An 11,242-nucleotide genomic window follows, 5' to 3' on the forward strand; every position below is an offset into this window, starting at 1 on the left:
AATCATGACTGAAAACCCCTTTGATTGATTTTGTAGATGAGTTATTCTACTCTAGCATTTAAAAAATACCACTACCATTTTTTGTTCATCGGGTACCTCCTAATCGATGCTACCGGGGTCTACCAGCACGCTTATATCACGGCTATGAACTTGCAATCTATGTCGAAAACAGGGGATCAGGTGGCAACCAGCAATATCGGTCGAAACTAGGTACTAGTACAATGCTTCACCTTATTTTTCATTCTCAAACCCGTAGGGTAGGCTGTGCCCACCAATACTGTGCTTGGATGGTGGGCACAGCCCACCCTACGGGATATATGCAAAGTATGCAGAAACGGCGTACCAGGGTGAGACGCGGCGGATTTGACGGGACGCGCCGGGGCGCAGAAGATGGTAGCCCCCGTTACGAAAATCCTACAGCGAGTGCTCGATGCGACCGTCTCTGCGCCGCGCGGACCAACTGCGCCCCCTTGCCTTCACCCGCGGTTTCACCCGTTACGCCGAGGGTTCCGTCCTGGCGGAATTCGGCGCTACCCGGGTGCTGTGCACGGCCAGTGTGGAGGAACGGGTACCCGGCTTTTTGAAGGGCCGCGGCAGCGGCTGGATCACCGCCGAATACGGCATGCTCCCGCGCGCCACCGGCGAGCGCACCGCGCGGGAGGCCGCCCGCGGGAGGCAGGGCGGCAGGACCTTGGAGATCCAACGCCTGATCGGCCGTTCCATGCGGGCCGCGGTGGACCTCCAGGTCTTAGGGGAATGCACCATCACCCTGGATTGCGATGTCATACAGGCCGACGGGGGGACCCGCACCGCCGCCATCAGCGGCGCCTGGATCGCCCTCCACGACGCGGTACATGGTCTGCTGGAGCAGGGGGTCCTGGACGGCGATCCGCTGATCGCCCAGATCGCCGCCGTCTCCGTCGGCATTTACCAGGGGGAGCCGGTGCTCGACCTGGACTATGCGGAGGACAGCAGTGCCGAGACGGATATGAATCTGGTCATGGACGAGCATGGGCGCTGGGTGGAGATTCAGGGCACGGCGGAGGGCAAGCCCTTCTCCCGCGTCGAACTGGAGACGATGCTGGATTATGCGCAAACCGGCATGCGGGAGCTCCTGGCGGCCCAGCGCGCGGCCCTGGCCGAACCCCTGGCTGAATCGATACTCCCACCGGCGCGCAGTGGAAGGGTGGAGCCATGAGCGGAGCACACCGGGACGGCCCCATCGTCCTTGCCAGCAACAACCCCGGTAAGGTCCGGGAGATCAACGCGCTGCTTAAGGCAACTCGGATTCAGGTGGTGCCCCAGCGCGAATTCGGTGTGCCGGAGGTGGAGGAGACCGGCCTGACCTTTGTCGAGAATGCGCTCCTCAAGGCCCGCAGCGCGGCCCGCCACAGCGGCTTGGCGGCGATCGCCGACGACTCGGGGATCGAAGTCGACGCCCTGAACGGAGCGCCGGGCATCTACTCCGCCCGCTTCGCCGGCGTGGGCGCATCCGACCAAGCGAATCTGGAACGGCTCCTCGAAGTGCTGCAGGATGTCCCCCAGGAGGCGCGTAGCGCCCGCTTCCAATGCCTGATGGTCTACCTGCGTCACGGTGAAGACCCCACCCCCCTGATCTGTCAGGGTACCTGGGAGGGGCGTATTCTGCCCGCCCCTCGGGGCGCAAACGGCTTCGGCTATGACCCCCTGTTCTATGTTCCGGGGGAGGATTGCAGCGCGGCGGAGCTGCCTGCCACTACCAAGAATCGGCTCAGCCACCGCGGCCAGGCATTGCGGGAGTTGGTGCGCCGCCTCGGGGGTGTGGATTGAGCCCACGTAGGGCGGATAAGCTTGCGCCATCCGCCGTATGCTAGCTACCGCCGTCGCCCTGGTCTGACTCGACCTACAGGCTGCCATCCGGCGGGTGACGGCGCGCCCACCGCTGCGGCAAGCGCGGCGCTTGGCGCACGCACCTGACCCGCCCTACGGGCTGGGGCGGTAGGCAGGCACTCACCACCACCTACCTCGCTGGGCCACCCGATGTCGGGTGACGGCGCGCCAATCACCGCGGCCAATGCAGCTTCACAGCAGGCGCGCCTTACCCGACCTACGCGGGCTGGGGTAGCTCATCACAACTTATGAATTTACCACCATCCAGGAGAAAACCATGTCGCAAACCATGTTAGCTGTCACCTTCGCTTTGGCACTTCTGCCTGTCAAATCTATCGCCGCTGAAGGTGAAGAACCTCCTCTAATCGATATAATGACCGCGCTTCAAACCTATAGCCATAAGGCAGACCTGTCATTACGCGCAAAGAATATCGAGCTGTTGCGTTTTTACACGCACGAGCTGGAGGAAGCGATCGATGAGCTTGACGCGGTAGAAAGCTATGGCGGTTTTCCCATTAGCCAGAAGGCGCGAACCATCATGAAACCGGCCTACCAACAGTTTGAAAATGCAGTAAAGGGCGGCGACTTTCAGCTCATTGAAACCAAATTCGAAGCCATGGTAACCACCTGCAACTCCTGCCATGGTGCCACGGACCGCGGCTTCATTGTCATCAAGCGAACGGATGCCAACCCCTTTATGCAAGACTTTGGTATCCACTAGCGTTGTCCTGGATATCGTAGCTTCCGCTATTGGCCTCTGTATCAACCCAAATTGCCACGTGACTCGTATGTTGGATAGCCCGTAGACTGGGTTGAGGAATGAAACCCAGCAACTCGACTATCAGCTTCCGCCAGCCCGCGTAGGGCGGATAAGCTTGCGCCATCCGCCGTATGCCAGCCACCGCCGTCGCCCTGGTCTGACTCGACCTACAGGCTGCCATCCGGCGGGTGACGGCGTGCCCACCGCTGCGGCAAGCGCGGCGCTTGGCGCACGCGCCTGACCCGCCCTACGGGCTCACCACAACCTACCTCGCTGGGCCACCCGATGTCGGGTGACGGCGCGCCAATCACCGCGGCCAATGCAGCTTCCCGGCAGGCGCGCCTTACCCGACCTATGCGGGCTTGTCCTGACCGATGCCGCCTTACCCAGCCTCGCGTGGTCCGAAGACGGCGGTTCCCACCCGCACCATGGTCGCCCCTTCGGCGATCGCTGCCTCCAGATCGGCGGACATGCCCATTGAGAGCACCGGGAGCGGCAGCGCGGGCGTCGCGATACGGTCCCGTAGCAGACGCAATGCTCGAAAGGGGCGGCGGCGGGCCTCCTCGTCCTCCACGGGCGCGGGCAGGGTCATGAGTCCAGCCAGTTTCAGTCGCGGCAGCCCCGCGCAGGCCGTGATGAAATCGGCGACCTGGGCCGGGGGCAGTCCGGCCTTGCCGGGCTCCAGGTCAAGATTAACCTGAACATAGGCCGTCAGGGGGGGTAGGCGTGCCGGGCGTTGCTCGCTTAGGCGTCGGGCATGCTTGAGGTTGCACAGGCTGTGCACCCAGTCAAAACGCTCGGCGATGTGGCGCGTTTTATTGCCCTGGATGCGGCCGATGAAGTGCCATTGGACCCCCAGGGTCTCGAGCGCATCCATCTTTTCGGCCGCCTCCTGGGCGTAACTCTCGCCGAAGGCCGTCTGGCCGGCGGTAAAGGCGGCGCGGATCTTCGCCACTTCCTGCTTTTTACTCACGGCAAGCAAGGCCACGCTACCCGGCTTGCGCCCGAGGCGGTCTTCGGCAGCACGGATTCGCTCCCGCACCGCAGCGAGGCGTGCCGGCACGCCCTGGGTCAGTTGAGCCATTTCTGCGCCCCGGATGGTTAGCTGAGGATGGTTAACCGAATCTAGTTTATCAGGTCAAGGGTATGTTCCTACGGGTGTTTTTTCCGTCCCCTCCCAAAAAAATTTATCCTCTTTAAAAAGGCATGATTGCTTATTTAAGGTATTATTGATAGAATTATACTTAAAAACGTAATACGCTTCATCCGCCATTTCAGCAAGACAGCTTACTTAGAAGCTGTTTGGTTAAAACGGATCCTCGCGTCGTGTTGCGTTACGGCGCGTTCGACGCCGTGCCTGTCCGAGCGCGGTGCTGGGTTATTTGGTGTTGGTTATGAGAAAAGATCCCTCCTGCGTCGGGACAAGTCTGGCGTGTTGGGTTACGGCGCGTTCGGCTCCATCGCTGTGCTTCGGGATCGGACCGCGCGCCTAGCCCAACCTACACTCGATGCGAGGTCCGCGCGGGGGGTCATGTGGGTGTAGGTTGCGTTAAGACGCTGGCACTGACCTGGCAGACGATCAGCGCGCCTTGGTGCGTCGAACGCAACACGTCAAACCCTGTCCCGACGCAGGAGGGATCTTTTCCCTCCCGACAACGCCGAATAATTCAGGATTGATCTTGTTCGATCCCGGCACTGTTCGGCGTTATTTGGTGTTGCCTGCGAAGACGTCTTTTTAATCCGCAGATCCGGCGCCTCCGCCAACGCCAATGCCTGCCTGCTCCCGAAGCGCTGAATCGCCTCCGCCTTGGTCATGCCTACTACCCCGAAATGTGAATATATTCATAGTGAATATAGCATACGGACCGATTGCTCAAGTAGTTTTTGAGTATGAACACATTCGGCGATCGGGTTGCTAATGCAAGGGGACGGGTAAAGTTGAGACAGACCGAGCTCGCAGAGCGGGTCGGTGTAACGCCGGGCGCGATCAACAAGATCGAGTCCGGCGAAACCAAGGGGGCAAAGCCGAGTACGCTGGCGGCCTTGGCGCGCGCCCTGGGGGTCAGCATGGAGTGGTTGGCGACCGGTAAGGAAGGCTATGTCCTGGAGCCGCATGGTGACTATGCCGTGAGACAGATGAACCGCCTGTTGGCCGCCTGGGAGGGCCTGCCGCTCACGCTGCGGGTGCCCCTGTTGGCACTCATCGAATCCATGGCGGGGGTGGAGGACCCGGCCGTTGGATCGGATTGAGGAAAAACGACTGATCGAGATGGGTATCCCGCCGCTCGATGAGCCGTTCTCGGGCATCGGCCAGGAGCGTCAAGCCAATCAGGCGGGTACGGTCGCGTGCCGCTTTGGCCCTGAAGCAGGCCTTGTAGCCGAGGGCATTGACCAGCCAGGGCTGACCGTCGGTCTGCTCGAAGACGTAATCGATCACCCCGTCTTCGAACCTCTGCCCGTCGCTTCGGTGTGTTGGGCATAGAGAAGGGCAACATCCTCGCGGCTGAAGTCCCCCAATCGGAGCGATGCGGATTTGATGTTGAAGGCGCTGCCGCCGAGGACGATCTGGTTGTCGCCGTTATGGATGCGGTAATCCCGCACATCCCGGACCCCGCAATAGCGCGGGGATATGATAGTGCTCGTCCGGTCTTACGGGACCTGCGGTACAGAAGGTCTTCATCGATGCCCTCATACCTGTGCCGGGGCCGACCAGTCAATGCTTACTCTGAGCATGCGTCGGTCCTCAGGCCCCGGAAAAAGTGAAGGTGGCCCAGTAGTAGGGATGTGAGAAGGGGGTATCGCTTGCCTGCGCTGGTGCGAGGGCAACCGCCGCAGCGCCGCCTTTCTCGCGCAAGGCTGCGGCCGAGACATCACGCAGCCAACACTGCGCCGCGCGCAGTGCCGAGGCCGCCGGCAGCGGCTGGTTGCCGTCGTGGCCGAGCAGGTTTTGGTAGAAGCGCTCCAGCAACAGACCGGTCGACAGGTCAGCGACGGGCCACAGGGTGCCGATCACCGCCGGTGCCCCGGCCTGCAGGAGGCCGGCCGGCAGACCCAAGTACTCGTCGGGGGAACGGCGGATATTGGTAACACCGGTCTCACACCCGGAGAGGGTAACCAGCCGGGAGGCACTGAGATCCAGCTCGGCGATGAGCTTGGAGAGGGTGAATCTTTGCCCCGCGGCCAATGTCAAACCGGACTGCATCGGGTCCCACCAATCGTAGGACCCGTGGCAGGCAAGGTGGAGGTAGTGGCAGCCGGGTGTGGCCTGCATGATGGCCTCGACCGTGGCTGCATCCCCTTCCAACCGCTGGAAGTCGGAAAAGCGCGCCGTTACCGCCTTGCCCTCGGCCGGGGCGAACTGGAGGTCCTGGGTCGGGTTGACGACGGCGAGCAGCCTCTGGCCTTGGCGCCTTGCTTCCTGCAGGCGCCGGCGACCGACGGATAAGGCATAGCCGCTGGGCAGGTAGTGGATGGCCCAATCGTCGAGAAAATAGCGCCTGTGCCCGTCGAGGATGCGCCAGGCGGCATGCACCGGCAGCAGGCCCAGACCACCCTGGGGCATAAAGAGAACGGGGGCACCTTGCTGGAGGCCCTGGCGTTGCAGCCGCTCATGGACCGGCCCCAGTACCCCGTCCCACAATTCCCGTCCCACCGTCTCGATCCGGTCGAGCCACGCTTGTTTGACCGAGGGGCTATCCGGGGAGATGCGGTACTTATTGTAGGCGCCGAGCCAACCGGCTGGTTGCGGCTCATCCGGTGGCCCTTGCAGCAAGGTGTGCAAATCGGCAGCGGTGAAGCCTTCCAACTCGACGAGATGCCCCTGAGTCACCGTCGCTGTCCCCCGGGGGACCACGAACACTGCGCTACCTTGGGAGGTAAAGAGCGGTACGACTAAGGCGCCCCCCGCGGGGATCAGATCCAGCAGCCCGCCCAGATCGAGGCCGGTCGGTATGAATTCGGGCCGCGCGGCGTGGATGGTCTCGATCAGGTAGTCGAGCTCGGCCCGCGCCTGGGGTAGGGCCTCCGCCAGCTCGCGGTCGCTACGGCGGGCGGGGGTATCCGGGGCCAGGTGCATTTCCGCCTCGAGGTCATGCACGGCCTCCCGTGCCGACTCTATGGCCTGCCGATCGGCCGCGGGCAGCGCTGCCAGCTCGACCTCGCTCAAGGCCAGGGTCTCCCGCAGGAGATGGGTCTTGCCCTGCTCCAGGCGCAACAGGCCCGCCGCCGGTCGCCCTAGGCGAAGCGCGCAATAGGCGACATCGATATAGGCCTGGATGCGGCTGCCCGCCTCACCGCGGTGGCTGGTCTCGGGATGGGTCTGTAACCGCAGGTCCGCCTCCGCCTCGAGCGCCGCGGTATAGGCAGTCTCCGCCGCCGCCCAGTCCCCCTGACCGAAGTACAGATCGCCGAGATCCCGTTGCGTTCGTCTGTGCTCGGCGGGCAACCCGGCCCGGGTATGGACCTCGAGCGCCTGCCCGAAGTGGTTGATCGCCCGCTCGAGATTCTCGCCGCGCTGGCCGTGGATGCGGCCCGCATAGGCCTGCGCCAGATCGTGCTGGGTCAGCGCCCACTGCTCGGGCAAATCGGCCCGGGTATAGACTTCAAGCGCCTGTCCGAAGTGGCGGATGGCCTGCTCGAGATTCTCGGCGCGCTCGCCACGGATACGCAGCAGGTAGGCGCTCGCCAGATCGTGTTGGGTCAGCGCCCAATCCTGGGGCGAATCGGCCTGGGTATGGACCTCCAGCGCCTGCCCGAAGTGGTTGATCGCCCGTTCGAGATTCTCGGCGTGCTCGCTCCGGATGCGCATCAAATAGGCACTCGCCAGGTCGTGCTGGGTCGTCGCCCACTCCTTGGGCAAGGCGGTGCGGGTGCGCACCTTGAGCGCCTGCTCGAAGTGCTGAATCGCCCGCTCGAGATTCTCGGCGCGCTCGCCGTGGATACGGTCCGCGTAGGCGTTCGCCAGCTGGTGTTGGGTCATGGCCCACTGCTCGGGCAGATCGGTGCGGGTGCGTATCTCGAGGGCTTGCTTAAAATGGTGAATCGCCTGCTCCATATTCTCGGCCCGCTCGCCGTGGATGCGATTCGCATAGGCGTGCGCCAGGTTGTGGCGGGTCATCGCCCACTGTCCGGGTAAGGCGCTGCGGGTAATGACCTGGAGGGCCTGCCGGTAGTGGTGGATGGCCTGATCGATATTCTCGGCGCGCACGCCGCGGATGCGGTCCGCGTAGGCGTTCGCCAGGTTGTTCTGGATCCCCGCCCACTGCTTGGGGGACTCGGTGCGGGTTCGTACCTCGAGGGCCTGCTTAAAATGGTGAATCGCCTGCTCGAGATTCTCGGCCCGCTCGCCTTGTGGATTTTGAGCCAGGCTGCTCCCCAGCATGCCCTGCAGTGCCGCCCACAGATCCGGGGCCTGCCCCCGGTCGGTCAGGTTCAATGCCTGCCGGCACAAGCGGACGCGGCGGGGCATGTCACTCGGTTGGCCAGGGCTATTGACCTCGCGGAGAATCGTCCGCAGGTCGGTAGCCAGTATGGTGTCCTCATCATACCCGGGGATCTGTGCGCGATCCGGTTGCCCGGATCCTTTCCCTAACCAACGTCTGAGGATGCCCATATTTCGATGTTTCCTGTGCTTGGGTTCGGTACGGGCAGACACCCAAGGATGTCGCCCTACGCTATAGAGACCGTGAATTTTCGGGGAGACCGTGAATCTTCGGATCGGTGGTGGAATCGGGGGTAAGGATTGTCCAACCCGATCGCTGGAGTCGAGGATAACACCCCGCTCTAACCTATGCGTCCTTTGCTCCGGGAATCATTCATTCTGCACCGGAACACACATGAGGAAAACCGGATCGAGGCCTTTTGATCTTTAAAGTCGTTTCGAACCACAGAGAACACAGAGAATTGGCCGTGCCTTTCTCTGTGTTCTCTGTGGTTTAAAAATTTCACAGACTGGCAGCTGACGCTACCGTTTTTGCGGCACCCTCCAAAGGGTCGGACTGATGACCTGATCCCCTTTTGGAGTGCGGTGGCAACCGGCTGGCCCGGTGCCGCGGGTGATTCCGCGTGGATTGGCTGGTGGCACCGGGATGGCGACCGGCACGAATCCGCCGCCGCTTTGGATCAGGACCGCCCGACAACCAAAGCGCCGTCGCCGCGCCGCGTGGGAAACGCCGCACCACCGAGTCTAAGCATCTGCCGCCCTCGTAGCCTACACCGCTGGGGATCGATCCGGTCGCGGCGCTTTGCCGGCGCACTCCAAAGGGGCGGGCCCATGACCCGACCGCTCCCATTGACTGACCTGCCAACAGCTTGTTTCAGCTGGGTTTATCATTCGGTTGCCCTGTCAGTGGCAGGGACCTCCAGGAATGCCTGTCGGCCTTGTGCTACTCTGCAACTCTGAGCCTGGTGCAGCCTGCGACAAGCCGCCATGAGCATACTCAAAGATCTCCCGAACAAGATTTCCCGGTCCCGGTTGTGGGATTGGCTGCGTGAGCACAAGATCTGGGTGTTCCAGGGAATCGGCGTTACCGTGCCCATCGCACTTGTTGGTTGGCTGGTTATTGAGCCACCCAAACGCCCCCCGAACGTCACCTCCTCGGCTTCTGGAAATGGGATCTCGGTCATTGCAACTGACGGCAGCAAGGTCACTATCCAGACCGACCCGGCGGTCGCCAAGGCCATCGAGACCCTGAGCCGAGAGCTGGAGAGGAAAGAACAAGCCTTGACCGATGCCCGGCAAAGAGAGACAGCGTTCCAGGAGCGGGAACAATCGCTGCAAGCGGCTTTGAAAGAAGCCATCACCGCTATCCCCAAGCAAACCGAGATTCCGGACGCCCAAGCCCGCATCCAGGAGGCCCTCGCAGCCGCGGCCAAGGGAAACACCGCACTTGCAGAAGCCATCTTCTCCGAAGTCGAAGAACGGAAAATCGCGGAAGGAAAGACAGCTTACCAGGCAGCAGCAGAAGCGGCCCGGCATCGTGGAGCTCTCGCCTTCCTGCATGACACGGACAAAGCGATCACGGCCTACCGGCGCGCCACCGAGCTCAACCCGGAGAATGCGGACGGCTGGAATCGGTTCGGACTTCTCCTCTATCGCACAGGCGCACTGGACGATGCCGAGGCGGCCTATCACAAGGTCGAATCACTCGGCAAGGCCGGACACAATCAGGAGTTTCTGGCGACCGCCCACATTGGTCTGGGCAACATCTATGAAACCCGCGGGGATCTGGATCAGGCGGAGGCTATGTACCACAAGAGCCTGGATCTCGAGAAAGAACTGGGGCGCAAGGAGGGCATGGCCAGAGCTTACTCCAACTTGGGTAACATCTATGAAACCCGCGGGGATCTGGACCAGGCGGAGGCCATGTACCGCAAGAGCTTGGATCTCGAGGAAGAACTGGGGCGCAAAGAAGGCATGGCCAGTAACTACGGCAACCTGGGCAATCTTTACCGAATCCGCGGTGATCTAGACCAAGCCGAATCCATGTACCGCAAGAGCCTGGAGCTCAATAAGGAACTGGGGCTCAAAGAGGGCATGGCCAGAGCTTACGGCAACCTGGGCATCCTTTATGGAATCCGCGGTGATCTGGACCAAGCAGAGACCATGTTCCGCAAGAGCCTGGCTATTGAGGAGCAACTAGGGCGCAAGGAAGGCATGGCCAGTGGCTACGGCAACCTGGGCAACCTCTATCAAATCCGCGGTGATCTGGATCAGGCGGAGGCTATGTACCGCAAGAACTTGGCTATCAATGAGGAGCTAGAGCACAAGGAGTATACGGCCACTACCTACGGCAACCTGGGCAATCTTTACCAAATCCGCGGTGAGCTGGACCAAGCGGAGGTGATGTACCGCAAGGGCCTGGATCTCGATGAGAAACTGGGGCGCAAGGAGGGCATGGCCAGAGCTTACGGCAACCTGGGCAATCTTTACCAAATCCGCGGTGATCTGGATCAGGCCGAGACCATGTACCGCAAGAGCCTGGATCTCGATGAGGAACTGGGGCACAAGGAGGGCATGGCCAGAGCTTACGGCAACCTGGGCGTCCTTTACAAGACCCGGGGGGATCTGGATCAGGCCGAGGCCATGTACCGCAAGAGCCTGGATCTCGATGAGGAACTGGGGCGCAAGGAGGGCATGGCCGGAACTTACGGCAACCTGGGCATCCTTTACCAGACCCGGGGTGATCTGGATCAGGCCGAGGCTATGTATCGCAAGAGTCTGGATCTCTTCCAGGCGGTGGGAGCCGCACCGGAAGTGGAATGGGTCCAGGGATTGTTGGAACAGCTAAGATCCGATCAGCCCCCGTAGGGCGGGATAGGCCAGGGATGGCCGCATCCCGCCGGGCAGTTGTCAGGAGGTTTCTCTCGTTCCCACGCGCCGCGTGGGAACGCGGAGGCTCCGCGCCGCGGAGTGTCATGCAGGCGGGCCACTCCAGCGACCGGATCCCTCGCTTCGCTCGGGACAAGGTTTCAGCCCGCGTAGGGCGGATAAGCTTGCGCCATCCGCCGTATGCCAGCCACCTCTCGTGCACCTGCAAACAAAATCTTCTCTCGTTCCCACGTGCCGCGTGGGAACGCGGAAGCTCCGCGCCGCGGAGTGTCACGCAGGCGGGG

General features: G+C 62.1%; 9 protein-coding genes. 5 read left to right on the forward strand and 4 right to left on the reverse strand.

Annotated elements, in window-relative coordinates:
- The first annotated feature begins 430 nt into the window (after nt 1-430).
- The 3 genes from rph (at nt 431) to BQ17_RS01725 (ending at nt 2,590) form a co-directional block, all read left to right on the forward strand.
- On the forward strand, nt 431-1,198 hold the full coding sequence (gene rph / locus BQ17_RS01715) for a ribonuclease PH (RefSeq protein ID WP_089724015.1): 768 nt from the start codon (nt 431-433) through the stop codon (nt 1,196-1,198).
- Nucleotides 1,195-1,809: an RdgB/HAM1 family non-canonical purine NTP pyrophosphatase gene (gene rdgB, locus BQ17_RS01720; RefSeq protein ID WP_089724016.1), complete on the forward strand. Its 615-nt coding sequence runs from the start codon at nt 1,195-1,197 to the stop codon at nt 1,807-1,809. Before rph ends, rdgB begins: the two co-directional genes overlap by 4 nt.
- 337 nt (nt 1,810-2,146) lie before the next feature.
- Entirely contained in the window at nt 2,147-2,590 is a 444-nt protein-coding gene (locus BQ17_RS01725; RefSeq protein ID WP_089724017.1) for a hypothetical protein, read from the forward strand.
- 421 nt (nt 2,591-3,011) lie between these two features.
- Here BQ17_RS01725 and BQ17_RS01730 read toward each other — a convergent pair whose 3' ends face one another.
- The gene (locus BQ17_RS01730) at nt 3,012-3,713 is read right to left on the reverse strand and encodes a YggS family pyridoxal phosphate-dependent enzyme (RefSeq protein WP_089724018.1); all 702 of its coding nucleotides are present in this window, start codon (nt 3,711-3,713) and stop codon (nt 3,012-3,014) included.
- Between the two features lie 806 nt (nt 3,714-4,519).
- Between BQ17_RS01730 and BQ17_RS01735 the strand changes: the two genes are divergently transcribed.
- On the forward strand, nt 4,520-4,879 hold the full coding sequence (locus BQ17_RS01735) for a helix-turn-helix domain-containing protein (protein WP_089724019.1): 360 nt from the start codon (nt 4,520-4,522) through the stop codon (nt 4,877-4,879).
- On the opposite strand, the gene BQ17_RS01740 is transcribed toward BQ17_RS01735, so the two are convergent.
- The 3 genes from BQ17_RS01740 to BQ17_RS01745 all read right to left on the reverse strand — a co-directional run bounded on the left by BQ17_RS01740 (nt 4,830) and on the right by BQ17_RS01745 (nt 8,240).
- Entirely contained in the window at nt 4,830-5,066 is a 237-nt protein-coding gene (locus BQ17_RS01740; RefSeq protein ID WP_089724020.1) for a hypothetical protein, read from the reverse strand. The two genes, BQ17_RS01735 and BQ17_RS01740, sit on opposite strands and share 50 nt — an antisense overlap.
- A complete protein-coding gene (locus BQ17_RS21265) occupies nt 5,063-5,230 on the reverse strand; it encodes a hypothetical protein (RefSeq protein ID WP_176722243.1) in 168 nt (55 codons plus the stop codon). The genes BQ17_RS01740 and BQ17_RS21265 overlap by 4 nt, the downstream gene beginning before the upstream one ends.
- A 142-nt stretch (nt 5,231-5,372) precedes the next feature.
- Nucleotides 5,373-8,240, reverse strand: a complete 2,868-nt coding sequence (locus tag BQ17_RS01745) for a CHAT domain-containing tetratricopeptide repeat protein (RefSeq protein WP_089724021.1) — start codon at nt 8,238-8,240, stop codon at nt 5,373-5,375.
- A gap of 816 nt (nt 8,241-9,056) precedes the next feature.
- Between BQ17_RS01745 and BQ17_RS01750 the strand changes: the two genes are divergently transcribed.
- Entirely contained in the window at nt 9,057-10,937 is a 1,881-nt protein-coding gene (locus BQ17_RS01750; RefSeq protein ID WP_089724022.1) for a tetratricopeptide repeat protein, read from the forward strand.
- Nucleotides 10,938-11,242 lie beyond the last annotated feature (305 nt).

The organism is Candidatus Thiosymbion oneisti (assembly GCF_900092655.1).
Lineage (GTDB): Bacteria > Pseudomonadota > Gammaproteobacteria > Chromatiales > Chromatiaceae > Thiosymbion > Thiosymbion oneisti.